A 26952-nucleotide genomic window follows, 5' to 3' on the forward strand; every position below is an offset into this window, starting at 1 on the left:
GCCCGAACATTCGGAATCCCGATGAATTCACTGAAAGACCTGCTTGCCAAAAACCGGCGCTGGGCCGAACAGGTCACCGCGCAAGACCCGACCTTTTTCGAACAGCTCTCGCAGCAGCAAGCGCCGCGCTACTTGTGGATCGGCTGCTCGGACTCGCGCGTACCGGCCACCCAGATCGTCGACCTGCCGCCGGGCGAGATCTTCGTGCATCGCAACGTGGCCAACGTGGTGGTGCATACCGACCTGAACGCGCTGAGCACCATCCAATTCGCGGTCGACGTGCTGCAGGTAAAGCACATCCTGGTGGTGGGTCATTACGGTTGCGGTGGCGTCGGCGCCGTGCTGAAGGAAAGCCGCCTGGGCCTGATCGACAATTGGCTCAGGCACATCACCGACATTGCCATGAAGCATGCCGACAAGCTCGATCCGGCGCAGTCGTTCGCGATGCGCCATGCGCACCTGTGCGAACTGAATGCGCTCGAACAGGCGCTCAACGTGTGCCACACCACGGTGGTGCGCGAAGCGTGGGAGCGCGGCCAGCAGCTGGCCGTGCATGCGTGGATTTACGGCCTGGACAATGGCCACATCCATGACTTGGGCCTCGATGTGCGCGGACGCGAGCAACTGCCCGAGGCCTATCACCAGGCCGTGGCCGAGCTCACCCGGCGCTGGGCAGGCGCCGCATGAACGGCGACAGCATCCGCACCGACGCCGCCCCCGCGCCGGTCGGCGCCTACCCGCACGCCCGGCGTGTCGGCAACCTGCTGTTCCTGTCTGGCGTGGGTCCGCGCCAACCCGGCAGCAACGCGATTCCCGGCAACGTCTGCGACGCGGATGGCCGGCTGGTCGACTACGACATCGAAGCACAGTGCCGGCAAGTGTTCGCCAACGTGCGCGCCGTGCTCGAAGCCAGCGGCGCCGCCTGGACCGACCTGGTCGACGTCACCGTGTTCCTCACCGACATGCAGCGCGACTTCGCCATCTACAACCGGCTGTATGCGGAATATTTCGCCGGCGTCGACGCCTGCCGCACCACGCTGGGCATCAGCGCGCTGCCGACGCCGATCGCGATCGAGCTGAAGTGCGTTGCCGCCCTGCCGGCGCAGCCGCGCTGATCCGCCTCGATCGGCACGCGGGCAAGCCGCATGCATGAAAAACCCCGCCGGTCTGCACCGGCGGGGTCTCGATTCACGACAACACGATCAACCAGCCGACGTCGCCGCCGGAGCCGGGTTCGCGGCAGGGGCCGCCGCCTTGTGGCTCTTGTGATGGGACTTGTGGTGCGACTTGTGGTGCGACTTGTGGTGCATGGTGGTCTTCGGCGCGGTGTCGGCCGCCGCAGCGGGAGTCGCCGCAGGAGTTTCCTGTGCCGCCGGAGCAGCCGTCTGCGGGGCAGCAGCCTGGGCCAGCACGGAACCGGAAAGCGCAACGCCCGCCACAAGCAGGGAAGCGATCAGAAGTTTACGCATCATGATGTCGAGCCTCGGACGATTAAGGTATCGCGAACCCGGCCGGAACCCGGCGACTCGGGTGGCGCGACAAACCGACGATGCGACGCCGATGGGATACCAAGGCTGAATGCAACACGCGGTTTCCTGCGCAACACGCACACAGGATCTTGACTTTTGCCGCGCCCGATTACGCTCGCAATTACTTACGCTCAGGCCAGACAGGCCTGCAACATCCGGCCGATCAAGTCCTGCACCGCCGGCGCCTTCGCCTCGTCGTACGCGAAGCTTTCCTCGTCCATGTAGTTGAGCTGCGCCAGCTCCAGTTGCACGGCCTGCACGCCGGTCGCCGGCGTGCCGTAATGACGCGTGATGTAACCGCCCTTGAAGCGGCCGTTGACGGCAAAACTGAAACGCGATTGCGACTCCAGACAAGCCTGCAGGCGCGCCTGCAGCGCCGGGTCGCAACTGGTGCCGGCTGCCGTGCCGAGGTTGAAATCCGGCAACCGCCCCTCGAACAGCATGGGTACCCGGCTGCGGATCGAATGCCCTTCCCACAGCACCGCCCGACCGTGCTCCGCGCACAGCCGTGCAAGTTCCTGCGCGATGGCCTGATGGTAAGGCCGCCAGTAATCGTTTATGCGCCGTTGAATTTCGGCAGCATCCGGTTCGCTGCCGCTCCGGTACAACGGCTCCCCGTCGAAGCCGATCGCCGGTACCAGACCGGTCTCGCGCTGCCCCGGGTACAGCGCATGACCATCGGCGGGGCGGTTCAGGTCGATCACGTAGCGCGAAGCCTTCGGCTTCAGCACGCTGGCGCCCAGCGCCTGGGCCAACGGTTCGTACAGCCGGCCGACATGCCAGTCGGTGTCCGGCGCACGACGCGCCACCGGCTGCATCCGCGCGGCGATGTCGTCGGGAATGAAGCTGCCGTCGTGCGGCAGGCTGATCAGCATCGGCACGCGGCCACGCTGCAAGGTGAATGTGGTCATCGGCGCATTGTACTCAATGCTTCATCAGTCTCGTTTCCGCCGGGACCGGACGGAGGCTTGCCTGCCGGAGCGTACGCAGGCACGCTAGCCACGGGTCATCCACGGGGGTTGAACATGCCGGTCAGCGTGCCGTTTCGAATGGTTTCCATTGCGCTCTGCATGATCACGCCGCTTGTCCCGTCGGCGCTGGCGCAGGACTTCAGCCCTGCCGCCATCGAGATGTTCCACGGGCTGAGGCAACAGCCCAACGACCTGGCCCGCTACGTCTACCTGGTCAAGACGGTGCAGGCGCTTCCCGCCGCCGACCGGCCGCTCGCCATGCAGATGTTCGCCTCGGTCGAGAACGAGCTGGGCCTTTACAACGAAGCGCTTCGCGACTTTCCACTCAAGAGCCATGTGGCGGCGGATACCGCCATCCCCACGGCGGCACGATGGAAGGCTGCCGACGCCATCGACGTCATCACCCAGCAGGCTGCTGACCATCGCATCGTCCTGATCAACGAGGCGCACCACGACGCCCATACCCGGCAACTCACCCTGGCCCTGTTGCCACATCTGCGCGCGCTCGGATTCGACTATTTCGCGGCGGAGGCGCTGCTCGACAAAGACACCAGGTTGATGAACCGCGGCTACCCAACCGGGACCAGCGGCAGCGAATACCTCCACGAGCCCTCGTATGGCGAGATCGTGCGCATGGCGATCAAGCTGGGCTTCAAAGTGGTGTCCTATGACGTGGACAGCCGCACCACACTGGAACGCGAAACCGGGCAAGCCAAAAACCTGTACCGGAAAGTGTTCGCCAAGGATCCTGGCGCCCGACTGTTCGTCCACGCCGGCTACGCACATATCGACAAGGCAAAAGGGCGCCTGGGCAACACTGCACCGATGGCCATGCAGCTGCAGCAGCTGACCGGCATCGTGCCACTGTCGATCGATCAGACCCAATTCCGCGAGCAGATCCCGAGCGAACCGGACGCCTACACGGAGCTGGTCAAGAGCTTCCCTTCCAAAGGCCCCTTCGTTCTGATCGATCGCACCACCGGCAAACCATGGAGCGCCCATCCGGGGCAATACGACGTCAACGTGCTGCTGCCACCCGCTGCCGGCCAGGGTGCCGTCGAGAGTGGCTATACCCAGCCATCGACGATCGTGCACGACATGGTTCGCAATCAGCAGTCCATGCTGGCGCACTTCGTCAATACGCAGCGCCCGGAGTGGCTCACTCTGAACGACGAGCGTTTCCCGTACACGATCAGCACGACGCTGTGCCGGGTCACCACGCCTTGCGTCGTCGATGCGCACTACGTCGACGAAGATGAGGACGCCATCGCCGCTGACCGTTACGCCTTCATGCAGGGCGATACCGTGAGCAAGCTGTACCTGCGGCCCGGTCGCTACCGACTGCGCGCCTGGGATATCCGCGGCAGGACCTTGTCTCAGCAGGTCATCACGATCAGGGAACGCTGATCCCGGGTCCTGGCATATATGAAGCCGGTTCGGCTCGCCCCCTCCGCCGGTCCGTGCGCACCGATTTTGTGTGGCTTCCGGAAACTCCCGCCAAACCGATTCGACAACACATCACTGCGCGAGGCATTCATCGGGCTGTTGCAGCAGACAGATTCGATCTGATTGGTACTTGCCCGGCGGCAGGTTCAGGGGCACGCTGGCCGTAAATCATCCCGAGACTCGACCATGCCGAACTGGATGGCTCCCCGAGTGGCTTTCATCGCGGTCGGCCTTGCCATGTCGCCGACTGCGCCCGTATCCGCGCAGGATTACAGCCCGGACGCGGTCAGCATGTTCCACGAGCTGAAGCAACAGCCCAACGACCTGGCACGCTACGCATATCTGATCAGGGAGATACCGAAGCTTCCTGTCTCCGACCAGCAGCTGGCGATGCAGATGTTCGCTTCGGTCGAGAACGAACTGGGGCTTTACAACGAGGCTGTCCACGACTTCCCGCTGAAGAGCTATATCGCGGTGGACGCCACTTTGCCGACGCCGGCCGAGTGGAAACCCGCCGATGCCGCCGAGGTCATTACGGAACTCGCCGCCGACCGCCGCATCGTGCTGATCAACGAAGCACATCACGACGCCCACACCCGGCAGCTGACGCTGGCCCTGCTACCTCGGCTGCGTGCACTCGGGTTCAATTACTTCGCCGTGGAAGCTCTCTCGAACAAAGATGACCAGCTGATGCAGCGCGGCTATCCGGTCAAGGACAGCGGCACCGAGTACCTGCACGAACCCACCTACGGCGACATCGTGCGGACAGCGATCAAGTTGGGGTTCACTCTGGTGTCCTACGACGCGGACACCGGCACGATGCAGGATCGCGAAGCCGGACAAGCGAACAACCTGTACCGGAAGGTATTCGCAAGGGATCCCCACGCCCGGCTCTTCGTGCATGCCGGTTACGCGCACATCGACAAGGCAAAGGGACGCTTGGGTAATACGGCGCCGATGGCCATGCACCTGCAGCAACTGACCGGCATCGAACCGCTGTCGATCGACCAGACCCAGTTTCGCGAGCAGCTTCCCGGCAAACCGGATGCCTATCAGAAACTGATCAGGGATTTCCCGCCGAACGGCCCCACCGTATTGGTCAACCGCACCACAGGCAGGCCCTGGAGCGATCATCCCGAGCGGTATGACCTCAACGTATTGCTGCCTCCCGCCGACACAGGCGGCGTCGAGAGTGGTTACATCCAGCTATTGACGACCGTGCGCGACACCGATCGCGACCATCTCATGCTGGCGAATCACCTCAACAAGCAGCGCCCCGACTGGTTGACCCTGAGCAACGGGCGCATCCCGTATGCGATCAGGACGACACTGTGCAAGACACGCTTCCCTTGCGTCGTCGATGCGCATTACGTCAACGAGCCCGACGAAGCCATCACTGCCGACCGCTACGCGTTCATGCAGGGCGACGCCGCGAGCAAGCTCTATCTTCGCCCCGGACGCTATCGCCTGCGCGCCTGGGACATCCGCGGGAGAACCTTATCCCAAAAGATCATCACGGTGCACTAGTCCCAGGCCTCGGCAAGCACGCTTGCATGCCGGATCGGCACCGGCGCCACGGGCGCGATACCCGGCACCTCGCGGGGCGACACAAAGCCGCTTATCCAAAGCACAGCACCACCACGTCCGCCGACCTGATCGCCGCCGCCAGTGATGCGGCAAGGCAATGGCACTTCAATCCGCAGATGAAGGGCGGGAAGCCGATCGACGGCTACGCGCGCGTGCCGGTCAAATTCGACCTGACGCCGCTTCCAGGCGGGACCGGCAAGGATTAAGTTGAGAAACTGAATTTAAAATGCAAAAAAGTGTATTGATTTGCATATGAATTATTGAATTGATAACCTCGGCACGCCCCACGCCGAGGTTGTCTCGTGAGTCCGCAGCCCGTCGCCCGATTTCCCCTGTCGTTACCGCTACCGCAGGTCGCGCGCTGGGTGCTGCTTTTCTCTGCGATCATCTTGCTGGCCGCCTGCGCCAGCAGCCCGCAGCGGCGCCAGCCCACCTACAAGACCTCGCACTCGGCGCTGGCCGATCTGCCGCCGCGCGCACCCTCGGCCGCCAGCGCCGGGGAGGCGAACGACATCCTGTTCCGCGCGATCGGGCTGGTCGGCACACCGTACCGCTGGGGCGGCAATACCCCCGCCGGCGGCTTCGACTGCAGCGGCCTGATCGACTACATCTACCGCACCGCCACCGGCATCAAGCTGCCGCGCACCTCGCACGAGATGGCCTCGATGGACGCCCACAAGGTGCGCAAGATGGCTCAACTGGCCAGCGGCGACCTGGTGTTCTTCGACATCGGCGGCGCGATCAGCCATGTCGGCGTATACGTCGGCAAGGGCCGTTTCGTGCACGCGCCGAACAGCGGCGGCACGGTGCGGCTGGACGATATCGACGGGCCGTACTGGGGGGATCATTTCGCTTATGGGCGGCGGGTGCTGGATTGAGGGTGGAGCTCTCGCGCGCAACGCTTTCGCGGGGGCGGTCAACAAGTTTTTGGAGGCTTGGAGATCCCCTCCCCAACTCTCCCCCGCAGGGGGAGAGGGCAAACGAAAAACGGCACCATGGGTGCCGTTTTGGTTTCACTTCATTGAAGCGGGCGCCGTTGTGGCTTTGCTTTATCGAAGCGTACTCAGTGCGCTTCGGCGCCTGGCGCGTGGGCGTGGCCGTGGGTGACCTCTTCCTCGGTAGCATCGCGCACTTCGCCGATGGCCACATCGAAGCGCAGGGTCTTGCCGGCCATCGGGTGGTTCAGGTCCACGTCGATCGCGCTCATGCCGACCTTGTGCACGGTCACCGCGCGCTGGCCGCCCTGCTTCAGCTGCAGCACGGCGGTCATGCCCGGCTTGAGCCGGTTGGCCTGCGGGAAGTACTTCTTCGACATGCGCTGGATCTGGCCTTCCTCGCGCTCGCCGTAGCCATCGGCCGGCGCCACGTCCACGCTCAGCGTCTCGCCGGCTTCATGCCCTTCCAGCGCCGCTTCCAGGCCCGGGATCAGCTGGCCGTGGCCAAGCAGGATCCACAGCTGCTCGTCGCGATCGTGCGAGCTCTCAACCTTTTCGCCATCCACCGTCAGCGTGTAGTGGATTGCGATGACCTTGTCCTTGCCAGCCTTCATTGCCTGTCTCGTCGATGGGATCAAACGGCGGATTCTAGCAGTAGCCCGACGGGCTAGGATTCATGATGGCCGAAGCCCACGCCACGCGCCTCCGGACCGAGCCACAGCAACAATGCCAGCAGCAGCGCCACCAGCACCATCCACAGTGCCATCGCGAACGCGAAATCGCCGCCATGCCGCTGCGCCAGCCAGGTCTGCGCGGTGGCAGTGATCGCCGCCAGCAGGTTGCCCATCTGGTAGGCAAACCCCGGCAGGGTGCCGCGCACCGCTGCCGGCGACAACTCGTTCAGATGCGTCGGCACCACGCCCCAGGCGCCCTGCACCATCACTTGGATCAGGAACGCGCCCAGCCCCAGCAGGATCAGCGAGCCGCCGTACATCCACAGCGGAATCACCGGTATCGCCAACAGCGCGGCGATCATCATCGCCTTGCGCCGGCCGATCCGTTCCGACAACGCACCGAAATACAGCCCGCCCACCAGCGCGCCAAGATTCAGCAGCGCCACCAGCACAAAGGCGGCGGCCGAGCCGGTGGGCAGGTGCAGGTTCACCTCTTCGAAGGTGTGGTACATGTCCTGCGAGCCGTGGCTGAACATGTTGAACGCCATCATCAGCAGCATCAGGTAGATCGCCAGCTTCCAGTGCCCGCGCATGGCCTCCAGCAGGCCGGGCCGCTTCGCCTGCGCGCCTTCCTTCCAGACCGCCGACTCCGGCACCTTGCGGCGGATGTACAGCACCAGCAGCGCCGGGATCGCACCGATCACGAACAGGCCGCGCCAGCCGATATGGTCGACCAGCAACCAGTTCGCCAGCGCGGCGAGGAAGAAGCCGCACGGGTAGCCGCTTTGCAGCAGGCCCGACACCGCGCCGCGGGCTTTCGCCGGTATCGACTCCATCGCCAGCGACGCGCCGATGCCCCATTCGCCGCCCATCGCGACGCCGAACAGGAAGCGCAGCACCAGCAAGGCGGTCAGCGACGAGGCAAATGCCGTGGCGAACTCGAACAACGAGAACAGGATCACGTCGAGCATCAGGATCGGCCGCCGCCCGAAACGATCGGCCAGCCGCCCGAACAGCAGCGCGCCCAACGGTCGTGCGGCCAGGGTCAGGAACAGCGCGTAGGTGATCTCGGCCGTACCCACCTGAAACTCCTTCGCCACCGTGACGATGACGAAGGTCAGCAGGAAATAATCGAACGCATCCAGTGTCCAGCCCAGGAAACTGGCCAGCACCGTGTGCCGCTGGACGCTATCGAGTTCACGCAAGGGTGCAAGCAACGACATCGGTCTCTCCCCGAACGGGACCTCACGCACAAGGCGCGCCGGCGACGATGGTACTCGTGCATCCGATGACCTAGGCTGCCGCCATCGCCGAAAACCGGGATCCGGATGGACCGCCGCAGCCGTCAACACATCGCCAATCTGTACGACGGCCACCTGCAACGCGGCTACGTCCGGGGCAAGCTGGCCGGGGACCCGGTCTATGCGGCCACGGCCACGCTGGTCGCCGGCACGACGCTACCCCTGCTCGACATCGGCTGCGGCATCGGCCTGCTCGGGTTGTACCTGCACACGCTAGGTCACACTCAGCCCTACCTCGGCGTGGATCACGACGCGCGCAAGATTGCCGCCGGGCAACAGGCCGTGCAGCGTGCCGGACTCGATGCGCTGATGAGCCTGCGCCATGCCGACGTGGCCGAGTTGCCACCGATGCACGGCCATGTCGCGCTGCTCGACGTACTGCACTACCTGCCCGCCGAACGCCAGCCCATCCTGCTGCGGGAAGCCGCCCGGCACCTGGCGCCCGAGGGCTGCCTGATCATCCGCAACGTGCTGCGCGAGCCGAACTGGCGCTTCCATGTCACGCGTGTCGAGGAGTTCTTCCTGCGCACCTCCGGCTGGATTCCCGGCGGCGCGCAACACTATCCGAGCGCCGACGAACTGCGCGCGCCGCTGCAGGATGCCGGGCTCCACGTGCGCATCGAGCCGCTGCGCGGGCGCACCCCGTTCAACAGTTACCTGATCGTGGCGCGACCGCATCACTGAAGCGATTTCGCCACCCATTCAGCTTGACACCACGCCAACGCACGCCATCCCGCCGGATCGGCTATACTTGCCGGCGCAGTCGTCCTCATGACTGTTGCGGCACACCGCCGCCCCTTCCCCTTAGTCTGCAACACGGTATGAACACTCCGGGTTGCTCAGGAGTGTTACATGTCTTTTGATTCGCTGGGCCTTGCGCCCGCGTTGTTGCGTGCGCTTGCCGATTACGGCTACACGCAGCCCACCCCGATCCAGTCCGCCGCGATTCCGCCCGCGCTGGCAGGTCACGACCTGCTCGCCGCCGCCCAGACCGGTACCGGCAAGACCGCCGCGTTCGCGCTGCCGTTGCTGCAGAAGCTGTCGACCAGCGGCCAGACCATGACGCGCCGCCCGCGCGCATTGATCCTCACCCCCACCCGTGAGCTGGCCGCGCAGATCCACGAAAACATGCGCGACTACGGCAAGCACATCCAGGTCAGCGCCACCACCATCTTCGGTGGCGTCAGCATGGGCCCGCAGATCAACGCGCTGCGCCGCGGCGTGGACATCGTCATCGCCACCCCGGGCCGGCTGATGGACCATATGCAGCAGCGCACGCTGGACTTGTCCGCCGTGGAAACGCTGGTGCTGGACGAAGCCGACCGCATGCTCGACATGGGCTTCCTGCCGGCACTGAAGCGCATCCTGCAGGCGCTGCCGAAGAAGCGCCAGACCATGCTGTTCTCGGCCACCTTCGCGCCGGCGATCAAGACGCTGGCGATGGACTTCATGCACAACCCGCGCGAGATCTCGGTCTCCGCGCCGAATACCGTCACCACCCTGGTCAGCCATCAGGTGCATCCGGTCGACGCCGCGCGCAAGCGTGACCTGCTGCTGCACCTGCTCTCGGTCGACAGCCGTCGCCAGTCGCTGGTTTTCAGCCGAACCAAGCACGGCGCCGACAAGCTGGTGACCTTCCTCAACGCCTCGGGCCTGCGCACCGCCGCGATCCACGGCAACAAGAGCCAGAACGCCCGCACCCGTGCGCTCAGCGATTTCAAGAGCGGCCGCGTCACCGTGCTGGTGGCCACCGACATCGCCGCCCGCGGCATCGACATCGAGCAGTTGCCGATCGTGATCAACTTCGACCTGCCGTCGGTTGCTGAAGACTACGTGCACCGCATCGGCCGCACCGGTCGCGCCGGCATGGAAGGCCTCGCGGTATCCCTGGTCAGTCACGACGAATCCGGCCTGCTGTTCGACATTCGCAAACTGCTGAAGCAGGACATCGCGATCACGCCAGTGAGCGGTTACGAGCCGTCCGCCCCGCTGCGCGTGGATGCCGGTGCGCCGCGTCCGAAGCAAGGTGGTGGCGGTCAGCGTCAGCCGCGTGCGCCGCGACAGGGCAAGACCGCCGGCGCGGCCCGGCCGAACGGTTATGCGCCGCAAGGCCGCGGCGATCATGCCGCCGGCAACCAGCGCCGCCGCTCCAGCCATCGCCCGGCCGCCAAGGCCTGAGCGATTGCTTGAATGACACCGAATGTGGCGGCCCGAGGGCCGCCACATTTGTTTCGGACGCCCGAAAATTCAGAGCAGGCCCAGCGCCGTCGCGTGATGGCGCAGGTGATCGTCGATGAAGCTGGTGATGAACCAGTAGCTGTGGTCGTAGCCGGCGTGCCGGCGCAGCAGCAACGGCTGCCCTGCCTCGGCGCAGGCCTGGTCGAACAGCTCCGGCTTCAGTTGGGCTTCGAGGAACGGGTCGGCCTCGCCCTGGTCGATCAGGATCGTGCCGCCGAAGGTCTGCCGCCGTACCAACTCGCAGGCGTCGTAGTCGGCCCAGGCCGCCGGATCGTCGCCGAGATAGCGCGGCAATGCCTTCCTGCCCCACGGCACCTGGCTGGGCGCCACGATCGGCGCGAACGCCGACACCGAACGGTAGCGTTTCGGGTATTTCAGGGCGAGGGTCAACGCGCCATGGCCGCCCATCGAATGGCCGCAGATGCTGCTGAGTGCCGTGTCCACCGGAAACTGCGCGGCGATCAGCGCGGGCAATTCGTCCGCTACGTAGCTGTGCATGCGGAAATGCGCCGACCACGGCGCCGCCGTGGCGTCGACGTAGAAGCCCGCGCCTTCGCCGAACTCCCAGTCGCCGGTGGCGCCGTCGATGCCGGTGCCGCGCGGGCTGGTGTCGGGCATCACCAGCACCAGGCCCAGCTCGGCCGCCAACCGCTGCGCGCCGGCCTTGATCGTGGCGGTTTCCTCGGTGCAGGTCAGCCCGGCCAGGAAATACAGCACCGGGCACAACTGCCGGGTGGCCTGCGGCGGCTGGTACACGGCAAAGCGCATGGGGCCGGCACAGGCATTCGAGTGGTGACGGTAAACGCCTTGCACGCCGCCGTGCAGGCGCTGTTCGGAGATCGTTTCGAGCATGCCCATCGTGGTCCTCGGCCCTCTGGCAAGGCAGCGCGAAGGATAACCGCACGGCCATCATTTTCGCGTTCAGCAAGAACTGCCACGCGCAGGCGTGGAGACTGGTAGAATCCACGATCTGCGCGTCGCATTCCCGGCGCTGCCTTCTGTTCCGAGGTTCCCATGTCATCCCCCGTCTCCGACCACGCCCCGGTTCCGTCCGGTTTTGGCGCACTCGCGCTGCATCCCGACGTTCTGCGCGTACTGGCCGATGTCGGCTACGAATCGCCCTCACCGATCCAGGCCGCCACCATCCCGCCACTGCTGGAAGGCCGCGACGTGCTCGGCCAGGCGCAGACCGGCACCGGCAAGACCGCCGCGTTCGCGCTGCCGATCCTGTCGCGGATCAGTCCGCGCGCCGGCAAGCCGCAGGCGCTGGTGCTGGCGCCCACGCGCGAACTGGCGATCCAGGTGGCCGAGGCATTCCAGCGCTACGCCGCACACATCCCCGGTTTCCAGGTGCTGCCGATCTACGGCGGCCAGAGTTACGGCCCGCAGCTGCATTCGCTGAAGCGCGGCGTGCACGTCGTGGTCGGCACGCCCGGTCGCGTGATCGATCATCTGGACAAGGGCACGCTGGACCTGTCCGAGCTGAAGTACCTGGTGCTCGACGAAGCCGACGAGATGCTGCGCATGGGCTTCATCGACGACGTCGAGAAGGTGTTGCACGCAACCCCGCCGGAGCGTCAGGTCGCGCTGTTCTCGGCGACCATGCCCACGGTGATCCGCAAGATCGCGCAGCGGCATCTGAAGGATCCGGTCGAGGTCATCATCAAGTCCTCCGCCACCACCACGCCGAACATTCACCAGCGCTACTGGTTCGTCAGCGGCATGCACAAGCTCGATGCACTGACGCGCATCCTGGAAGCCGAGCCGTACGACGCGATGATCATCTTCGCGCGCACCAAGCAGGCCACCGACGAGCTGGCCGGCAAGCTGCAGGCGCGCGGCCTGGCCGCCGCCGCGATCAACGGCGACATCGCCCAGCCGCAGCGCGAGCGGGTGATCCAGCAACTGAAGGACGGCAAGCTGGACATTCTCGTGGCCACCGACGTGGCCGCGCGCGGCCTCGACGTGGACCGGATCAGCCACGTGCTGAACTACGACATTCCGTACGACACGGAAAGCTACGTGCACCGCATCGGCCGCACCGGCCGTGCCGGGCGCAGCGGCGAGGCGATCCTGTTCGTCAGCCCGCGCGAGCGGGGCATGCTGAACGCGATCGAGCGCGCCACCAAGCAGCCGATCGAGCAGATGCAGCTGCCGTCGGTCGAGGTGGTCAACGACGTGCGCATCGGCAAGTTCAAGCAGCGCATCAGCGACATGCTGGCGCAGGGCGAGCTGGGCCAGTTCCAGCAGCTGATCGAGCAGTACGAGCAGGAGCACAACGTGCCGGCGATCGAGATCGCCGCCGCGCTGGCGCGCATCGCCCAGGGCGACCAGCCGCTGCTGCTGGCGCCGCCGCCGAAGCGCGAGAAGTACGAGCCGGCCGCGCGCGAACACAAACCACGCGAGCGCGAAGGCACACCCGCCCGCGCCCCGCGCGAGCACAAGCCGCACGCGCCAGAGAGCGCGCCGCCGCGCGAGTTCGGCCACCGCCCGGTGCGTGCGCACGCTACCGAGGAAGGCAAGCGCACTTATCGCGTCGAGGTCGGCCACGAGCACGGCGTGAAGCCGGGCAACATCATCGGCGCGATCGCGAATGAGGCCGGCCTGGACAGCCAGTTCATCGGCCGCCTCAGCATCCGCGACCACTACAGCCTGATCGATCTGCCCGACGGCATGCCGAAGGAAGTGTTCGAGCACCTGAAGAAGGTGTGGGTGGTGCAGCAGCAGTTGCGCATCCACGAGTGGGACGGCAGCGACACCGGCACCAGCGCACCGCCGGCGCACAAGCCGGGCGGTTTCAAGAAGCCCGGCAGCTTCAAGCCGCGGCCCGGCGGCGCCAAGCCGCCGCGGCGCAAGTAAGCGCCCTGCGTCGCGCCGCTCGATAAGCAACGGCGCGACGACGTAACATCGGCGGGATCGTCGTCGCCACGAACCCGCCGCATGTCCAGCCCCATTGCCGAACACCGCCCGCCCAGCGGCGCCGAGCCGCGACTCGACGGGCTCGCGCCGGCGGCCATGCAGCAAATGCAGGCAGCGGCACATGCGATCCGCGACGGCGCCGAGGCTACCGCCACGCAGGCACTGGACGCCGTCCTTGCGATGACGCCGGGACATCCCGAGGCGCTGCGCCTCTACGCCATCCTGCACGCCCGCGCGCACCGCCATGCCGAGGCGAAGGCGGCGCTGCAACAGGCGATCGCGCAATGGCCCGACTACGTACTGGCCCATTCCGACCTGGGCAACGTGCAGCAGGCCGCCGGCGAACTGGACGCGGCCTTCGCCAGCTGGCGGCAGGCCTGCACACTGGCACCGCAAGCGCCGATGCCGTGGTTCAACCTCGGCCGCAACCTGCAATTGCACGGCGACACCGCGGCAGCGATCGAGGCACTGCAGCAGGCACACGCGCTGGCGCCGGACTTCCTGCCCGCCTTGATCCTGCTCGGCGATGCGCTGGTGCATGCCGGCCGCTTCGACGAAGCGGATGCGCGCTATCGCGCCGCGCTGGCGCTGCATCCGGCCTGCGGCGACGCCTGGCGCGGGCTGGCGAACATGAAGACGCGGCCGCTGTCCGAACGCGACCGCGAGCGGCTGGCGACCGCCTTGCACCAGCCTGGACTCGGCGCCGCCGACCGCATCGCGATGGGTTTCGCGCTGGGCAAGGTGTGCGAAGACCAGGGTCGTTACGAGCAGGCCTTCGCCGCACTGAGCCAGGCCAACGCCGAGCTGCGCCAGCTCCATCCGTGGAACGCCGACGCGTTCCATGCGCACGCCGATGCCCTGTTCGCCGCTTCGGCCCGGCTGCCGGCACCGACGGATCCGGCCCTGGGCCACGAAGTGATCTTCATCGTCGGCCTGCCGCGCTCCGGCTCCACCCTGTTCGAGCAGATCCTCGCCGCCCATCCCGACGTCGAAGGCGCCAGCGAACTGCCGGATCTGGAACAGGTGCTCGGCGAGGAATCCACCCGCCGTCGCCAGCCGCTGCTGCAATGGATCGCCGCGGCAACGGCCGACGACTGGCAGCGGCTCGGGCGTCGTTACCTGGAACGCACTGCGCGCTGGCGCCGGCACAAGCCGCGACATACCGACAAGCTGCCGTCGAACTGGCTGCTCGGCGGCGTGCTCGGCGCGATGCTGCCCGGCGCGCGCATCATCGACGCGCGACGCGACGCGCTGGAGGCCGGCTGGTCCTGCTACAAGCAGCAGTTCTACCGGCTGCCGCATTTCGCCTGCACGCTGACCGACATCGCCGCCTACATCCGCGACTACGAGCGGATCATGGGCGCGTGGCAGGCGGCCGCCCCGCAGCGCATCCGCGCCCAGCGCTACGAGGCGTTGCTGGCCGAGCCGGAGGGTGAGATCCGCGCGCTACTGGCGTTCTGCGGCTTGCCGTTCAACTCAGCCTGCCTCGACTACCACCACGCGAAGCGCAGCGTGCGCACCGCCAGCGCGGCGCAGGTGCGCCAGCCGCTGCAGCACGACACCGCGCGTGCCGGCCACTATGGCGCCCTGCTCGATCCGCTGCGCCTGGGCCTCGGCCTGCCGATGCCCGGCCGGTAGAAGCCAACGCCGGTCGTTCGGCGCGGGCAACGCAGCGTTCCCCGTGCAGACGCTCGCAAACCGCCGCCACGCCCTCATCATGGCAGGATGGATTTCAACGGAGCGACGCGCGTGACTACCCTGCCCAGCCTGTATATCTCGCACGGTTCGCCGATGACCGCGCTGCAGCCCGGCCTCACCGGCCAGCGGCTGGCCGAGCTGGCCGCCGTGCTGCCGCGTCCCAAGGCCATCGTGCTGGCCAGCGCGCACTGGCTGTCGCGCCGGCCGCAGGTCGGCGCCGCGGCGATGCCGGAAACCATCCACGACTTCGGCGGCTTTCCCGCACCGCTGTACCAGATGCGCTACCCCGCACCCGGCGCACCGGCACTGGCCGAACGCGTCGCCCGCTTGCTGGGCCAAGCGAACCTGGCGTCGACCATCAATCCCGAACGCGGGCTCGACCACGGCGCGTGGGTGCCGCTGCATCTGTTGTATCCGGCGGCCGACATCCCGGTAGTGCCGGTCTCGATCCAGCCCGAACTCGGCCCCGCGCATCAGTACGCTCTCGGCCAGGCGCTGGCGCCGTTGCGCGAGGAGGGCGTGCTGGTGATCGGCTCGGGCAGCATCACCCACAACCTGCACGACTTCGCCGCCGGCTACAGCGACGAGCGGCAGGCGCCGTACGTGAAGCCGTTCATCGAGTGGATCGAGCACAAACTCGCCACCGCTGACGTCGACGCCCTGCTCGACTATCGCCGCCAGGCACCGTTCGCCGAACGCGCCCATCCCACCGACGAGCACCTGCTGCCGCTGTTCGTGGCGCTCGGCGCCGCCGGCGCGGACGCCCATGCGCAACGGATCGACGCCGGCATCGACATGGGTTTCCTGGCGATGGACATCTATCGCTTCGATTGAAGCAGGCAGCAGCGCCGCTCAGGCGCTCTGCGGCAGCGGCGGCTCACCGGCATCGAACGGGTCGAGCCAGTCCCCCGGCGTCAACACGGACATGCCATGCGCCAGGCGCGCCTTGTCGCACTGCGGGCTGACCGCGCCGAACTCCCACGACGGTTGCACTTCGCGGCACACCGACGGCCGCTGCGGGTAGATGCCGCAATGCGCCGCTTCACCCACTGTGCCGTGCAAGGCCACGCAGCGCGGCTGCGCGGCGTTGGTGCCGCGCATCGCCAGGCGGTGCGGATCCAGCTTTTCGGTCAGCTCCGGCGGCACCTTGCCGCCAAGGAAGGCTTCCGCCTCCGACCAATGAAACGCCACGCGAAAGAACGCGCAGCAGGCACCGCAACGCAAGCAGGGATGTTCCATCGAAGCGACCGGGGCGCCCCGAGGCGCGCAGAACGCGAATTCTAGAGCAGCGGGGATCCGTTGCGCAGCAGCGGAGGCAAGAGCTACCCCTCCCTTGCCCTCCCCTGCCGAGCAGGGGAGGAAATTGGAAAGCTGGCAATCGCTTTGCGACTGCCAGCTTGATTGCTCATGGTTCGCCGGCGAAGGTGTTGCACTGGGCGATGTCGCCGCTGCCGAAGCCGGCCTTGAACCACTTCACCCGCTGCGCCGAGGTGCCGTGGGTGAACGTATCCGGTCGCACGCGGCCCTGCGCCTGCTGCTGCAACGCGTCGTCGCCGATGTGGCTGGCCGCGTTCAGGGCTTCTTCGATGTCACCCGGCTGCAACCATTGCAGGCTTTGCTGGCTGTGATTTGCCCACACGCCCGCGTAGCAATCCGCCTGCAGTTCCTGCCGCACCGACAGACCGTCGGCGCCGTCCATCGGCGTACCGCGACGACGCGCCTCGTCGACCTTGTCGAACACGCCGGTCAGCTTCTGCACGTGATGGCCGACCTCGTGCGCGATCACGTAGGCGCGGGCGAAGTCGCCGGAGGAGTGCAGTTCGTCCTGCAACTGCTGGAAGAACGCCAGGTCCAGGTACACCTTCTGGTCGCCCGGGCAATAGAACGGGCCCACCGCCGTGGTGGCGCCGCCGCAGGCCGTGTTCACGCCGCCGCTGAACAGGTGCAGCTTGGGCTCGACGTAGGTCGCGCCGTGCGCCTGGAAGATCTCGCCCCAGCTCTGCTCGGTCGAATGCAGGATCGCGCTGACGAAGGCCTGCTGCTCGGGATCGACCTGGGCCGGCGCGCTGTTTTGCGTCGGCGCGCCCGGCAGGCCGCCGCTCTGGTCCAGCAGCGCCAGCGGATTCTTGAAGAAGATCCAGCCCAGCAGCGCCAGCACGATCAGGCCGCCCAGACCCATGCGGCCACCACCACCGAAACGCGGACCGCCACCACCGCCGCTGTCGACCTCGACATTGCTGCTGCTGCCGCCTTTTCGCCAATCCATAGGAACCCCTCGTTGACTGATGCACGCGCCCCGATGCCGCGTGGCGACGATAACGCGTCGATCGCGGCGACGCCAAGCACGCGCTACCGCTAAAGTGGGCGTCTTTATCGAGGATCCAGCATGACTCACCTGCCCGCCCTGGTCACCCTGCTCACCGTGCTGCTGCAGTTCGGCACCATGTGGGCCGTCGGTCACGCCCGTGGCAAGTACGGCATCAAGGCGCCGGCCACCAGCGGCGACCCGGCGTTCGAGCGCGCCTACCGGGTGCAGATGAACACCCTGGAAAACACGGTGATGTTCCTGCCCACGCTGTGGCTGGCGGCGAGTTACGGCTTCAGCGGCTGGGCCGGCGTGGCGGGGCTGGTCTGGATCGTCGGCCGCGTGTGGTACGCGCTGGCCTACCTGAAGGATCCCACCAAACGTGGCCCCGGCTATGTGGTCGGCATGTCCGGCTGGGCGGCGCTGCTGGTGCTGGCCTGCATCGGCGTCGGCCGGGCCATGCTGGTCGGCTGAGCGCTCGGAGCCTGCTCGACGCTCTCAGACCAGCAGGCCGGGAGCGATCGCGCTCAATACCCACACGCGATGCGGCACCGCCATCGGCTCGGCTGCATGGTGGGCGGCCAGCATGTCGGCCAGTTCGGCATCGAAGCGCTGCACCTTCGCTTCGTCCAGGGTGGCGCCGATGCCGGCACTGGCACGGATGCGGCCGCGCCAGTCCGCGTGGCTGTACGGTATGTCCAGGTCGAACGAGTAGGTACGCAAGTCGCTGAAGCCGGCTTCGGCCACGTCCTTCAGCCACGCCGGATACAGGCCGCTGCCGCTGTGCAGGGTCCAGGCCGGGTTGTAGGTGAGGATCAGCCGTTCGGTGTCCTGCACCATGTTGCCGGCCAGCGGTACCCAGTCGAAATGCGCGATCAGCAGCCGCCCGCCCGGCCGCAGCCACTTGCGTACCAGGGCCGCCGTGCGCGGCCGGTCGAACCAGTGCCAGCACTGGCCGGCGGTGATCGCGTCGAACGAGGCCGGCGCGAAGTCGACATTCTCGACCCGCGCACGCACCTGCTTCACCTGCACGCCGGCGGCCCGGTCCATCTCCGCGGCTTGCGCCAGCAGCGGCGCGGAATGATCCAGCCCGGTCACCTCGCAGCCGCGCACGGCCAGGCCGCGGGCGACCGTGCCGGTGCCGGTGCCCAGGTCGAGAACGAGGCTACCCTTGCGCACGCTGCCGTCGGCGAACAGGCGCTCGAAGAAGGCATCCGGAAACCCGGCCCGATGGCGCGCGTAATCGCTGGCAGTCCTGCCGAAATCGGTAGTCATCGACACTCCCCTGTGATCGTCTGCAGGCCGATGGTACCGGGATGGTCTTGCGCTGCAAGCGAATGCCTGCCGCCATGCCGGTCGGCAGGATTGCGCAAGCGGCCTGCAAGGCACTAGCGTGGAGGCCGCACATGCCGCCCGCGGCGTCCGCTTTCGCCATTCGCTGCCACAGGTACGCTTGCCGCATGGACATCAGCTGCACCGAGGTTCCGCCCTTGCCGCCGGTGCTCTCCCTGCCGGAGACCGGCCGATCCGCGCCCGGCCTGCGAGCCAGCGCAGGAATCATCGCCACCTACTTCGTGCTGCAGCTCGCGGTCGGCATCGCGTTCGCGCTGGCGCTCGGGGTGATGGCGGCCCTCAGTCCCACCGGGCCAGGCATCGACGCCGCGATCCGCACGACCCTGGCGCAACCCGCCACGCAGGCGCTGGTGGCGATTCTCTCGCTTGGCGTGGCCGCGCCGCTGACCCTGTGGCTGGCACGCCGCACATGGCCAGCGCTGTGGTCGCTGGCACAGCCGCCGGGTTTCGGTTTCACGCCGCCGCGCCACCTGCTGTTCTTTGCATTGGCGGTGGCGGCCGGGCTGGCGGCGCCGATCCTGGGCTCGCTGCTGACCCAGTGGCTGGCCCACGGCCACACGGTGACCCAGGACATCCAGCAGATCGGAAGCAACACGCCGCTGGGGCTGCGCATTCCGCTGGTGCTGGTGGTGGTGTGCGTGGGGCCGCTGGTGGAAGAGCTGCTGTTCCGCGGCGTGCTGCTGTCGGCTCTGATGAAGCGCGTGCATGTCGGCTGGGCGGTGGCCGGCAGCTCGCTGCTGTTTGCGCTGGTCCATCTGCCGGGACTGCAATACCAGTGGTACGCGCTGCCGAACCTGATCCTGCTGGCGTTGCTGCTGGCCGGGTTGCGGCTGCGTTCGGGTTCCATCTGGCCGGCAGTGCTGGCGCATGGGGTCAACAACCTGCTGGCCGTCGCCGCCTGGTTCGTGGCGATCAATCCGCCGGGCTGATTCCACCACGACGCAGCAGTCGCGCCGTCTCGAACAGCGGTAAGCCCATCACTCCGGAATAACTGCCGTCGAGGTGCTCGACCATCGTCGCGCCGCGGCCCTGGATCGCATACGCGCCGGCCTTGCCGAATGGCTCGCCGGTGGCCACGTAGGCAGCGATGGCCGGCTCGTCCAGCGTGGCAAAACGCACCTGCGACACGCAGACTTCGCACTGCTCGCCGGTCGCGCCGACCAGCCATACCGCCGAGATCACCGCATGCGTGCGCCCCGACAGCCGGCGCAACATCGCGGCCGCAGCGGCGGCATCCTGCGGTTTGCCGAATACCTCGTCGTCCAGTACGACCTCGGTGTCCGCGCCGAGCACCAGCGCATCGCCCGTGTGCGCCAACGCGGCCAGTCCGGCGCTCGCCTTGTCGCGCGCCACCCGGCTCACATAGTCCGGCGGCGATTCGCCCGGCGCGCGCCGTTCGGGCACGTCGACATCGAGCACGGCGAAGTCCACGCCGAGCTGTTCCAGCAGCTGGCGCCGGCGCGGCGACTGCGAGGCAAGGTAAAGCATCGGGATTCCGCTTCGGGGGAAATTCACAGCGTCAGGCTGTACTCGCAGAACTGCCGGTCGCGCTGCCAGCCCAGCGATTCGTACAGCGCCTGCGCCGGTGCGTTGTCCAGCGCGGTGGACAGCGACAGACTGGCCGCGCCCAGCGCATGCGCATGCTCCGCCGCCGCGCGAAGCAACCCCGCGGCCACGCCCTGACGCCGGGCCTGCGCGGCCACGAACAGGTCGTTGAGCAACCAGGTGCGCACGGTGCGCACCGAGGAGAACAGCGGATACAGCTGGGTGAAACCGAGTCCCGCGCCATGCTCGTCCCGCGCCAGCAGGATCAGCGACTCGTGGTGGCGGAAACGCTCCGCCAGGAAATCTCGCGCCCGTGCCAGGTCCGCCGGCTGGCCATAAAACTGGCGGTAGCCGTCGAACAGCGGCGCCAGCGTGTCGAGGTCGAGGATCGTGGCTTGGCGGATCTGGAAGGACATGGCGGAGACTCCGTTGGGCGTCAGGCGCGATGGTAAGGGTGGCCGGTCATGATCGTGGTGGCGCGATACAGCTGTTCGGCCAGCACCAGCCGCACCAGCATGTGCGGCAGGGTCAGCGGGCCCAGCGACCAGCGCTGGTCGGCGCGCGCCAGCACCTCGGGCGCGTGGCCGTCCGGGCCGCCGATCAGGAACGCCAAGTCGCGCCCGGCCATGCGCCACTTCGCCAGCTGTTCGGCCAGTTCCTCGCTGGACCAGGTTTTGCCGCGACCATCCAACGCGACCACATGGCTATCGTGCGGCAACGCCGCCAGGATCGCGACCCCCTCGTCCTGGATCGCCCGCGCATCGTCGCGGCCCTTGCCGCGGTTGCCGGGCTTCAGTTCGATCAGTTCCAGCGGCAACTCGTGCGACAGCCGCTTGCGGTATTCGGCAAAGCCTTCCGCCACCCAGCCGGGCATGCGTTCACCGACCGCGATCAGGCGCGCACGCATGGTCCGCTCTTATGAAATAACACGCGCGCGGCGCCGCGTTCGCTTCCTCTCCCCTGCGGGGAGAGGACTGAGGTGAGGGGCCACTCTTGCGACGCACCCCACACGAAATTCAGCTCGCTTGCGCAGCGTCGATTTCGTGCCCGTGGTCACCCACCGTCCACAGCCGCTCCAGGCCATAGAACTCGCGGATGCGCGGCAGCATCACGTGGACGATCACGTCGCCCAGATCGACCAGCACCCATTCGCCTTCCTGCTCGCCTTCCACGCCCAGCGGCATCACGCCCGCCTTCTTGGCGAACTTGCCCACTTCGTCGGCGATGGATTTGACGTGGCGTGCCGAGGTGCCCGAGGCAATCACCAGCAGGTCGGCGATGGAGGTCTTGCCGCGGACGTCGATCTCGCGCACGTCCTTGGCCTTCAGTTCTTCGAGCGCGTCGATGACCGACTTGCGCAGGGTGGCCGTGGTAACGGCCTTGTTGGTGCGGGCTGTGCTCAAGAGGATGGGCCTCGATGCGGGATCGCAGCGCAATATGGCGCGGGCGCAGTATAACCGCCCAACCGCAACGGCACGTCAAGGCGCGGTCGGCCCGCAGCGCGGCGGTTCAATGTGCCAGCGAGCGCCTGGCCAGCCGGTATTCGTGCATCAGCCGCGCCACCAGTTCGGCGGCGGGTTGCGGGCGCACCAGGCCGGCAGCCTGGCCGCACCATTCGGACAACAGGTCGCCGCGCCCGGCTTCGGCAGCAGCACGGCGCAACGGCGCAGTGAGCGCGTTCAGCACCGGATACGGCAGGCCAGCGGCCGCTTGCGGCATGGCCTCGACGAAGCGGTTGCGCAGGCCGCGGGCGGCGCGACCGGAGAAGCCGCGGATGGTGGTGACGCGGTGTTCCTCGGCCTGCGGCAGGTCCCGCTTCCACGCCTCGGCGGCCGAGCATTCCGGGCAGGTGAGGAAGGCGGTGCCGAGCTGGCTGGCCGCCGCGCCGAGCACTTCCGCGGCCAGCATGCCGCGGCCATCCATGATGCCGCCGGCGGCGATCACCGGAACATCCCGCACAAGTGTCGTCATCGCGCGCGCGGCCAGCGGCAGCAGCGCGAACAGGCCGATCATCGCGTCCCCGGCCTCGTGCAGAAAGCTGCCGCGATGGCCGCCAGCCTCGGCGCCTTGCATGGACACCGCGTCGGCACCGGCATCGGCCCAGGCGCGCGCTTCGGCCACCGTGGTGGCGGTGCCGATCACATAGATGTCGCGCCGGTGCAGCTCGTGCAGTTGTACGGGGCTGATCACGCCGAACGCGAAGATCGCCGCCGCGGGACGCGCCTCGCACAGCGCGGCGAACTGCTCGGAGAAACGCGGCGCCCAGCGCGGCGGCAGGCTGGTGCGCACGTCGAGGCCTTCGTGCGCCATCAGCGCATCGAGCTGCGCGCGTGCCTTCGCCACCGCTGCCATGTCGGCCTCGAATTCGTCCGGCAGCACGAACAGGCCGATCGCGTAGGGCTGGGTGCTGAGCTCACGGATCTGCGCCGCCTGCGCGATGATCGCCGCCGGCTCCAGGTAACCGGCGCCGAGCGAACCCAGCCCACCGGCATTCGACACCGCCGCCACCAGCGCCGGCGGCGTCGAACCGGACATCGGCGCCTGGATCAGCGGGTGTTCGATGCCAAGCCGGTGGGCGAAGGACGTGCTCACGCGGCGCTACCTAGCCGCTCTGCCCGGCCACGATGTTCACCGTGATCGCGATGATGAACACGTTGAAGAAGAACGCGATCACGCTGTGCAGCAGGACCACGCGGCGCAGGTATTTGCTGGTGATCTGCACGTCCGAGACCTGGAAGGTCATGCCGATCACGATCGAGAAGTAGGCGAAATCCCAGTAGTCCGGCTCGGGCGTGTCGGGAAATTCCAGGCCGGCGTGCTTCTCGCCGAAATCGCCGTAGTAGCCATGCGCGTAGTGGACCGCGAACATCACGTTGAGGAACAGCCAGCTGAGCACCACGCTCAGCACGCCGACCGCGAGTTCCGGCAGGCCGCCGCCTCTGGCCGCATGCAGCTCGTTGCCCAGCGCCGCCAGCACCACCGCCGAAACCAGCACGCCGCCCCACAGCACGCCCCAGCGCCCGGTATCCAGCGCCTGCGCCTGGCTGCGCATGCGACTCGGCGTGGCCTGGTTGAACAGGCGCGCGAAGATGCCCAGGAACACCAGCGCGGCTAGGTCGAAACCCAGCAGCACCGCATTGGCCACGCGCAAGCCGGCATGCAGCAGCAGTGCCATCGCGACGAGGAAGATGAGCAGCGACAGGACCGTCCACGGGCGCCCCTTCACGAAGCGCCATGGCCGCCAGCCGCGACGCCGCGCCGCGCGCTCACCCGAGCGCTCCGATGATTCGTCCATGCATGCCTCCGCGTCAGGGTTTCAACCGAGCAGGTCGTGGTATTCCGGATGCCGCTGCATCCACACCGCAGCATACGAGCAGGCCGGCACCACCTTCCAGCCTTCGGCGCGCGCCGTCGTCAGCGCCTGCTGCACCAGCGCGGCGGCAATGCCGCGCCCGCCGACCGCGGCCGGCACTTCGGTGTGGGTGATCGTCATCACGCCGGCGTCCAGGGTGTAGTCGAGCAGGCACGGCATGTCTTCCACGCGGGCTTCGAAGCGACGGGCGACGCGGTCGTGCCGGATGGCGAGCGGCATGCAAACTCCCGATCGGAAGACGATTCACAAGCATACGACGTGTGGGGGCAGCCGGGCGTGAAGTCGGGATGCCGGTTCGTTCGCGCCGGCTGCATGCGCCGTCGGGCACCGTGGGCTCTTGTCTGCACCACCCCACAGGAGAATCCCATGAAACGATCCGCATCCGCACACTGGTCCGGCAGCATCAAGGATGGACAGGGCACGATGTCGACCGACACCGGCGTACTGCACGAGTCGCCGTACGGCTTCAAGTCGCGCTTCGAAGACGGCCCCGGCACCAACCCGGAGGAACTGATCGCGGCGGCGCACGCCGGCTGCTATTCGATGGCGCTTTCGCTGGGACTGGGCAACGCCGGCTTCACCGCCGACGGCATCGACACCAAGGCGACGGTGACCCTGGCCAAGGACGGCGACGGCTTCACCATCACCACGGTGGAACTGACTTGCCGGGCCAAGGTGCCACGCATCGACGCGGCCACGTTCGACAGCATTGCGCAGGCGACCAAGCTGGCCTGCCCGGTGTCCAAGGTGCTGAAGGCCACGATCACGCTGGATGCCCGGCTGGAAAGCTGATTCAGGCGGCAGCCTCCGCACGGAGCACGGGGGCCGCGGCCCGGCGCCGCTGGCGCACCGCCTGTGCCAGTCGCTGCAGCACCTGCACCGAGCTGTCCCAGTCGAGGCAGCCGTCGGTGATGCTCTGGCCGTAACGCAGCGGCTGGCCGGGTTGCAGTTCCTGGCGGCCGCCGAGCAGGTGGCTTTCCACCATCACGCCGAGGATGCGCCGCTCGCCGGCGGCGATCCGCACGGCGAGGTCCTCGACCACCCGCGGCTGGTTCTCCGGATTCTTGCCGCTGTTGGCGTGGCTGACGTCGATCATCACCCCGACCTGCAGGCCGGCCTTGCCGATCGCGGCACAGGCGGCGTCGACGCTGGCCGCATCGTAGTTCGGCGCCTTGCCGCCACGCAGGATCACGTGGCAGTCGCCATTGCCGCTGGTGGTGGCGACGGCAGCCTGGCCGTCCTTGGTCACCGCCATGAAATGATGCGGCTGCGACGCGGCCTGCACCGCGTCCACCGCGATCTTCACGTTGCCGTCGGTGCCGTTCTTGAAACCGACCGGGCAGGACAGCCCCGAGGCCAGCTCGCGATGCACCTGGCTTTCGGTGGTGCGCGCGCCGATCGCGCCCCACGCCACCAGGTCGGCGATGTACTGCGGCGTGATCATGTCGAGGAATTCGCAACCGGCCGGCACACCCAGCGCATTGATGTCGCGCAGCAGGCCGCGGGCGATGCGCAGCCCCTTGTCGATCCGGAAACTGCCGTCGAGGTCGGGGTCGTTGATCAGCCCTTTCCAGCCGACCGTGGTGCGCGGCTTCTCGAAGTACACCCGCATCACGATCTCCAGCGCATCGCCGAGCTCGCGGCGCAGCGGCGCCAGCCGGCCGGCGTACTCCAGCGCGGCGTGGGTGTTGTGGATCGAGCATGGCCCGATCACCACCGCGAGGCGGTCGTCGCTGCCGGTGAGAATGCCGTGCAGTGCCTGCCGCGAGGCATCGACGGTGGCCATTGCCGCGTCGCTGATGGCGCAGTCGCGCATCACCTCGGCCGGTGTGCTGAGGCGGGTGATGGCGCGGATGCGCAAGTCGTCGGTGGTGTGCATGGCAGCTCTCCTGGAGGATTTTCAGGCGGCGGCCATAAAAAAACCGCCCTGTGGTGGCGGTTCGGTGTGGTTGTGTCGATCAGTTCAAAACGATCGCGCCCGCGCCGCCGCCGTTGGCTTCGGATAGCCGTAAAACCAGAAATACAGGCGGGCGGTGGCGGAATGCATGCCGACATAGATAACACAATGGACGTCCAAATCAAACTCCCGGCCGGCAGGAGGCTAGACTGACGGCATGCCTTCGCCCCTCGACCTGCTGACCCGCCCTGCCCGCGAACCGATCCGCCGCTGGGTGCTCAAGGCCTTCCCGCGCGCCGATACTGGCAGCGTCGACTACGACCATCCGCACGGCGATCCCGGCCTGTTCGGGCCGCACAGCGCGACCTGGCGCGTGCACTCGGACTTCCCCGGCATGCTGGCCGGCGGCCTCGCCGCACTGACCCTGCAGACCCTGCACCCGCTGGCGCTGGCCGGGGTATGGGACCACTCCAACTTCCGCGGCGACCTGCTCGGCCGGCTGCGTCGCACCACCGCCTTCGTCGGCGGCACCACCTACGCGCCGCGCGCGCAGGCCGAGGCGCTGATCGAGCACGTGCGGCAGATCCACGCGCACATCACCGGCCATGGGGAAGATGGTCGTCCGTACTCGGCAGACGACCCCGACCTGCTGACCTGGGTCCACGTCAGCGAGGCGTACTGCTTCCTGCACGGCTACCGCCGCTACAGCCACATCGCGATGCCGGCCGGTGCGGCCGACCGCTACTACGACGAAGTGCGGCGGATCGCCGAGGCGCTCGGCGCGCGCGACGTGCCCGCGTCCGAACGCGAGGTGACCGAGTACTTCCGGCGCATCCAGCCCGAACTGGCTTTCACCGAACGCTCGCGCGTGGTGCTCGGCCTGCTGGGACAGGTGCGCCTGCCGGTACCGGCGGCCAGCCTCTCGCGCGACCTGTTTCTGCTCGCCGGTCACGCCTTACTGCCGGACTGGGCGATCCGGATGCTGGGCCACACGCCGCACCGGCAGCGCCAGGCGCGGCTGGCGGCGCACGCGCTGTGGTCGGTCGCGCCGGTATTTCGCGCCGCGTTGAAGGACGGCATCGCCAGCCGCGCCTGCCGGCGCGTGGACATGCCACCGGAGCAATTGCAGCACTGGGGCTAGCAAGCCCGGCGCGGCATTGACAGCCCCGCTCCATCGGCTA

31 protein-coding genes are annotated in these 26952 nt (G+C 67.5%); 15 read left to right on the forward strand and 16 right to left on the reverse strand.

What is annotated here, in order from left to right:
- Positions 1-21 precede the first annotated feature (21 nt).
- Positions 22-687: a carbonate dehydratase gene (can, locus tag ASG75_RS05710; protein WP_056386506.1), complete on the forward strand. Its 666-nt coding sequence runs from the start codon at positions 22-24 to the stop codon at positions 685-687.
- A complete protein-coding gene (locus tag ASG75_RS05715) occupies positions 684-1115 on the forward strand; it encodes a Rid family hydrolase (RefSeq protein ID WP_056386508.1) in 432 nt (143 codons plus the stop codon). The genes can and ASG75_RS05715 overlap by 4 nt, the downstream gene beginning before the upstream one ends.
- 87 nt (positions 1116-1202) lie before the next feature.
- Here ASG75_RS05715 and ASG75_RS05720 read toward each other — a convergent pair whose 3' ends face one another.
- Both ASG75_RS05720 and hutG read right to left on the reverse strand, forming a co-directional pair.
- Positions 1203-1472 (reverse strand): hypothetical protein, encoded by a 270-nt coding sequence (locus ASG75_RS05720; RefSeq protein ID WP_056386511.1) that lies wholly within the window; start codon positions 1470-1472, stop codon positions 1203-1205.
- Positions 1473-1660: 188 nt separating this feature from the next.
- Positions 1661-2440, reverse strand: a complete 780-nt coding sequence (hutG, locus tag ASG75_RS05725) for an N-formylglutamate deformylase (RefSeq protein WP_056386512.1) — start codon at positions 2438-2440, stop codon at positions 1661-1663.
- Between the two features lie 114 nt (positions 2441-2554).
- On the opposite strand from hutG, the gene ASG75_RS05730 reads away from it, so the two are divergent.
- The 4 genes from ASG75_RS05730 to ASG75_RS05740 all read left to right on the forward strand — a co-directional run bounded on the left by ASG75_RS05730 (position 2555) and on the right by ASG75_RS05740 (position 6411).
- Complete coding sequence (locus ASG75_RS05730; RefSeq protein WP_056386514.1) at positions 2555-3907, forward strand: hypothetical protein; 1353 nt, start codon at positions 2555-2557, stop codon at positions 3905-3907.
- Positions 3908-4132: 225 nt separating this feature from the next.
- A complete protein-coding gene (locus tag ASG75_RS05735; protein WP_056386516.1) occupies positions 4133-5473 on the forward strand; it encodes a hypothetical protein in 1341 nt (446 codons plus the stop codon).
- 26 nt (positions 5474-5499) lie between these two features.
- On the forward strand, positions 5500-5739 hold the full coding sequence (locus tag ASG75_RS15915) for an energy transducer TonB (protein WP_235580149.1): 240 nt from the start codon (positions 5500-5502) through the stop codon (positions 5737-5739).
- Positions 5740-5865: 126 nt separating this feature from the next.
- Positions 5866-6411, forward strand: a complete 546-nt coding sequence (locus tag ASG75_RS05740) for a C40 family peptidase (protein ID WP_056387067.1) — start codon at positions 5866-5868, stop codon at positions 6409-6411.
- Between the two features lie 185 nt (positions 6412-6596).
- On the opposite strand, the gene ASG75_RS05745 is transcribed toward ASG75_RS05740, so the two are convergent.
- On the reverse strand, positions 6597-7082 hold the full coding sequence (locus tag ASG75_RS05745; protein ID WP_056386519.1) for a peptidylprolyl isomerase: 486 nt from the start codon (positions 7080-7082) through the stop codon (positions 6597-6599).
- A gap of 53 nt (positions 7083-7135) precedes the next feature.
- A complete protein-coding gene (locus ASG75_RS05750) occupies positions 7136-8365 on the reverse strand; it encodes an MFS transporter (protein WP_056386520.1) in 1230 nt (409 codons plus the stop codon).
- A 105-nt stretch (positions 8366-8470) separates the two neighbouring features.
- On the opposite strand from ASG75_RS05750, the gene ASG75_RS05755 reads away from it, so the two are divergent.
- Positions 8471-9127 (forward strand): class I SAM-dependent methyltransferase, encoded by a 657-nt coding sequence (locus ASG75_RS05755; RefSeq protein ID WP_056386521.1) that lies wholly within the window; start codon positions 8471-8473, stop codon positions 9125-9127.
- A gap of 168 nt (positions 9128-9295) precedes the next feature.
- On the forward strand, positions 9296-10621 hold the full coding sequence (locus ASG75_RS05760) for a DEAD/DEAH box helicase (protein WP_056386523.1): 1326 nt from the start codon (positions 9296-9298) through the stop codon (positions 10619-10621).
- A gap of 69 nt (positions 10622-10690) precedes the next feature.
- Here the strand turns inward: ASG75_RS05760 and fghA are convergent, their stop codons facing one another.
- Positions 10691-11539 carry an S-formylglutathione hydrolase gene (gene fghA / locus ASG75_RS05765; RefSeq protein ID WP_056386525.1) on the reverse strand — a complete coding sequence of 283 codons (849 nt, stop codon included), beginning with the start codon at positions 11537-11539 and terminating at the stop codon, positions 10691-10693.
- Between the two features lie 156 nt (positions 11540-11695).
- On the opposite strand from fghA, the gene ASG75_RS05770 reads away from it, so the two are divergent.
- The 3 genes from ASG75_RS05770 to ASG75_RS05780 all read left to right on the forward strand — a co-directional run bounded on the left by ASG75_RS05770 (position 11696) and on the right by ASG75_RS05780 (position 16132).
- Positions 11696-13540, forward strand: coding sequence for a DEAD/DEAH box helicase (locus ASG75_RS05770; RefSeq protein ID WP_056386527.1), 1845 nt, complete (start codon positions 11696-11698; stop codon positions 13538-13540).
- A gap of 81 nt (positions 13541-13621) precedes the next feature.
- Positions 13622-15238, forward strand: a complete 1617-nt coding sequence (locus ASG75_RS05775) for a sulfotransferase (protein ID WP_056386529.1) — start codon at positions 13622-13624, stop codon at positions 15236-15238.
- A gap of 111 nt (positions 15239-15349) precedes the next feature.
- Positions 15350-16132 carry a class III extradiol ring-cleavage dioxygenase gene (locus ASG75_RS05780; RefSeq protein WP_056387068.1) on the forward strand — a complete coding sequence of 261 codons (783 nt, stop codon included), beginning with the start codon at positions 15350-15352 and terminating at the stop codon, positions 16130-16132.
- An 18-nt stretch (positions 16133-16150) separates the two neighbouring features.
- Here ASG75_RS05780 and ASG75_RS05785 read toward each other — a convergent pair whose 3' ends face one another.
- Together ASG75_RS05785 and ASG75_RS05790 are read right to left on the reverse strand one after the other, a co-directional pair.
- A complete protein-coding gene (locus tag ASG75_RS05785) occupies positions 16151-16537 on the reverse strand; it encodes a YkgJ family cysteine cluster protein (protein ID WP_056386530.1) in 387 nt (128 codons plus the stop codon).
- Between the two features lie 166 nt (positions 16538-16703).
- Positions 16704-17564 carry a neutral zinc metallopeptidase gene (locus ASG75_RS05790; RefSeq protein ID WP_056386532.1) on the reverse strand — a complete coding sequence of 287 codons (861 nt, stop codon included), beginning with the start codon at positions 17562-17564 and terminating at the stop codon, positions 16704-16706.
- A gap of 120 nt (positions 17565-17684) precedes the next feature.
- Here ASG75_RS05790 and ASG75_RS05795 point away from each other — a divergent pair, with 120 nt between their 5' ends.
- Entirely contained in the window at positions 17685-18077 is a 393-nt protein-coding gene (locus tag ASG75_RS05795; protein WP_056386534.1) for an MAPEG family protein, read from the forward strand.
- A gap of 24 nt (positions 18078-18101) precedes the next feature.
- On the opposite strand, the gene ASG75_RS05800 is transcribed toward ASG75_RS05795, so the two are convergent.
- Positions 18102-18878, reverse strand: a complete 777-nt coding sequence (locus ASG75_RS05800) for a class I SAM-dependent methyltransferase (protein WP_056386537.1) — start codon at positions 18876-18878, stop codon at positions 18102-18104.
- Positions 18879-19063: 185 nt separating this feature from the next.
- On the opposite strand from ASG75_RS05800, the gene ASG75_RS05805 reads away from it, so the two are divergent.
- Positions 19064-19885, forward strand: coding sequence for a type II CAAX endopeptidase family protein (locus ASG75_RS05805; RefSeq protein WP_056386539.1), 822 nt, complete (start codon positions 19064-19066; stop codon positions 19883-19885).
- Here the strand turns inward: ASG75_RS05805 and ASG75_RS05810 are convergent.
- From ASG75_RS05810 to ASG75_RS05840, 7 genes are all read right to left on the reverse strand, one after another.
- Positions 19869-20444 carry a Maf family protein gene (locus ASG75_RS05810; RefSeq protein ID WP_056386541.1) on the reverse strand — a complete coding sequence of 192 codons (576 nt, stop codon included), beginning with the start codon at positions 20442-20444 and terminating at the stop codon, positions 19869-19871. The two genes, ASG75_RS05805 and ASG75_RS05810, sit on opposite strands and share 17 nt — an antisense overlap.
- A gap of 23 nt (positions 20445-20467) precedes the next feature.
- Positions 20468-20917 carry a GNAT family N-acetyltransferase gene (locus tag ASG75_RS05815; protein ID WP_056386543.1) on the reverse strand — a complete coding sequence of 150 codons (450 nt, stop codon included), beginning with the start codon at positions 20915-20917 and terminating at the stop codon, positions 20468-20470.
- Positions 20918-20937: 20 nt separating this feature from the next.
- Positions 20938-21408, reverse strand: coding sequence for a 23S rRNA (pseudouridine(1915)-N(3))-methyltransferase RlmH (gene rlmH / locus ASG75_RS05820; RefSeq protein WP_056386545.1), 471 nt, complete (start codon positions 21406-21408; stop codon positions 20938-20940).
- A gap of 109 nt (positions 21409-21517) precedes the next feature.
- Positions 21518-21904: a ribosome silencing factor gene (rsfS, locus tag ASG75_RS05825; RefSeq protein ID WP_082547502.1), complete on the reverse strand. Its 387-nt coding sequence runs from the start codon at positions 21902-21904 to the stop codon at positions 21518-21520.
- A gap of 106 nt (positions 21905-22010) precedes the next feature.
- A complete protein-coding gene (locus ASG75_RS05830) occupies positions 22011-23093 on the reverse strand; it encodes a nitronate monooxygenase (protein ID WP_056386549.1) in 1083 nt (360 codons plus the stop codon).
- A gap of 10 nt (positions 23094-23103) precedes the next feature.
- Positions 23104-23796, reverse strand: coding sequence for a DUF1345 domain-containing protein (locus ASG75_RS05835; protein ID WP_056386551.1), 693 nt, complete (start codon positions 23794-23796; stop codon positions 23104-23106).
- Between the two features lie 21 nt (positions 23797-23817).
- Positions 23818-24093, reverse strand: coding sequence for a GNAT family N-acetyltransferase (locus ASG75_RS05840; RefSeq protein ID WP_056386553.1), 276 nt, complete (start codon positions 24091-24093; stop codon positions 23818-23820).
- A 147-nt stretch (positions 24094-24240) separates the two neighbouring features.
- On the opposite strand from ASG75_RS05840, the gene ASG75_RS05845 reads away from it, so the two are divergent.
- Positions 24241-24666 carry an OsmC family protein gene (locus tag ASG75_RS05845; protein ID WP_056386555.1) on the forward strand — a complete coding sequence of 142 codons (426 nt, stop codon included), beginning with the start codon at positions 24241-24243 and terminating at the stop codon, positions 24664-24666.
- Position 24667: 1 nt separating this feature from the next.
- Here ASG75_RS05845 and ASG75_RS05850 read toward each other — a convergent pair whose 3' ends face one another.
- Positions 24668-25753 carry a 3-deoxy-7-phosphoheptulonate synthase gene (locus ASG75_RS05850; RefSeq protein WP_056386557.1) on the reverse strand — a complete coding sequence of 362 codons (1086 nt, stop codon included), beginning with the start codon at positions 25751-25753 and terminating at the stop codon, positions 24668-24670.
- A 235-nt stretch (positions 25754-25988) separates the two neighbouring features.
- Here ASG75_RS05850 and ASG75_RS05855 point away from each other — a divergent pair, with 235 nt between their 5' ends.
- On the forward strand, positions 25989-26912 hold the full coding sequence (locus ASG75_RS05855; RefSeq protein ID WP_056386559.1) for an oxygenase MpaB family protein: 924 nt from the start codon (positions 25989-25991) through the stop codon (positions 26910-26912).
- Positions 26913-26952: the final 40 nt, after the last annotated feature.

The sequence above is a fragment of the Rhodanobacter sp. Soil772 genome, from assembly GCF_001428385.1.
GTDB lineage: Bacteria > Pseudomonadota > Gammaproteobacteria > Xanthomonadales > Rhodanobacteraceae > Rhodanobacter.

Excerpts from the sequence above, each read along its gene's own strand:
- can (WP_056386506.1), top strand. The coding sequence starts at position 22 with ATGAATTCACTGAAAGACCTGCTTGCCAAAAACCGGCGCTGGGCCGAA.
- ASG75_RS05715 (WP_056386508.1), top strand. The coding sequence starts at position 684 with ATGAACGGCGACAGCATCCGCACCGACGCCGCCCCCGCGCCGGTCGGC.
- ASG75_RS05720 (WP_056386511.1), bottom strand. The coding sequence starts at position 1,472 with ATGATGCGTAAACTTCTGATCGCTTCCCTGCTTGTGGCGGGCGTTGCG.
- hutG (WP_056386512.1), bottom strand. The coding sequence starts at position 2,440 with ATGACCACATTCACCTTGCAGCGTGGCCGCGTGCCGATGCTGATCAGC.
- ASG75_RS05730 (WP_056386514.1), top strand. The coding sequence starts at position 2,555 with ATGCCGGTCAGCGTGCCGTTTCGAATGGTTTCCATTGCGCTCTGCATG.
- ASG75_RS05735 (WP_056386516.1), top strand. The coding sequence starts at position 4,133 with ATGCCGAACTGGATGGCTCCCCGAGTGGCTTTCATCGCGGTCGGCCTT.
- ASG75_RS15915 (WP_235580149.1), top strand. The coding sequence starts at position 5,500 with ATGCCGGATCGGCACCGGCGCCACGGGCGCGATACCCGGCACCTCGCG.
- ASG75_RS05745 (WP_056386519.1), bottom strand. The coding sequence starts at position 7,082 with ATGAAGGCTGGCAAGGACAAGGTCATCGCAATCCACTACACGCTGACG.
- ASG75_RS05750 (WP_056386520.1), bottom strand. The coding sequence starts at position 8,365 with ATGTCGTTGCTTGCACCCTTGCGTGAACTCGATAGCGTCCAGCGGCAC.
- ASG75_RS05755 (WP_056386521.1), top strand. The coding sequence starts at position 8,471 with ATGGACCGCCGCAGCCGTCAACACATCGCCAATCTGTACGACGGCCAC.
- ASG75_RS05760 (WP_056386523.1), top strand. The coding sequence starts at position 9,296 with ATGTCTTTTGATTCGCTGGGCCTTGCGCCCGCGTTGTTGCGTGCGCTT.
- fghA (WP_056386525.1), bottom strand. The coding sequence starts at position 11,539 with ATGGGCATGCTCGAAACGATCTCCGAACAGCGCCTGCACGGCGGCGTG.
- ASG75_RS05770 (WP_056386527.1), top strand. The coding sequence starts at position 11,696 with ATGTCATCCCCCGTCTCCGACCACGCCCCGGTTCCGTCCGGTTTTGGC.
- ASG75_RS05775 (WP_056386529.1), top strand. The coding sequence starts at position 13,622 with ATGTCCAGCCCCATTGCCGAACACCGCCCGCCCAGCGGCGCCGAGCCG.
- ASG75_RS05785 (WP_056386530.1), bottom strand. The coding sequence starts at position 16,537 with ATGGAACATCCCTGCTTGCGTTGCGGTGCCTGCTGCGCGTTCTTTCGC.
- ASG75_RS05790 (WP_056386532.1), bottom strand. The coding sequence starts at position 17,564 with ATGGATTGGCGAAAAGGCGGCAGCAGCAGCAATGTCGAGGTCGACAGC.
- ASG75_RS05795 (WP_056386534.1), top strand. The coding sequence starts at position 17,685 with ATGACTCACCTGCCCGCCCTGGTCACCCTGCTCACCGTGCTGCTGCAG.
- ASG75_RS05800 (WP_056386537.1), bottom strand. The coding sequence starts at position 18,878 with ATGACTACCGATTTCGGCAGGACTGCCAGCGATTACGCGCGCCATCGG.
- ASG75_RS05805 (WP_056386539.1), top strand. The coding sequence starts at position 19,064 with ATGGACATCAGCTGCACCGAGGTTCCGCCCTTGCCGCCGGTGCTCTCC.
- ASG75_RS05810 (WP_056386541.1), bottom strand. The coding sequence starts at position 20,444 with ATGCTTTACCTTGCCTCGCAGTCGCCGCGCCGGCGCCAGCTGCTGGAA.
- ASG75_RS05815 (WP_056386543.1), bottom strand. The coding sequence starts at position 20,917 with ATGTCCTTCCAGATCCGCCAAGCCACGATCCTCGACCTCGACACGCTG.
- rlmH (WP_056386545.1), bottom strand. The coding sequence starts at position 21,408 with ATGCGTGCGCGCCTGATCGCGGTCGGTGAACGCATGCCCGGCTGGGTG.
- ASG75_RS05835 (WP_056386551.1), bottom strand. The coding sequence starts at position 23,796 with ATGGACGAATCATCGGAGCGCTCGGGTGAGCGCGCGGCGCGGCGTCGC.
- ASG75_RS05840 (WP_056386553.1), bottom strand. The coding sequence starts at position 24,093 with ATGCCGCTCGCCATCCGGCACGACCGCGTCGCCCGTCGCTTCGAAGCC.
- ASG75_RS05845 (WP_056386555.1), top strand. The coding sequence starts at position 24,241 with ATGAAACGATCCGCATCCGCACACTGGTCCGGCAGCATCAAGGATGGA.
- ASG75_RS05850 (WP_056386557.1), bottom strand. The coding sequence starts at position 25,753 with ATGCACACCACCGACGACTTGCGCATCCGCGCCATCACCCGCCTCAGC.
- ASG75_RS05855 (WP_056386559.1), top strand. The coding sequence starts at position 25,989 with ATGCCTTCGCCCCTCGACCTGCTGACCCGCCCTGCCCGCGAACCGATC.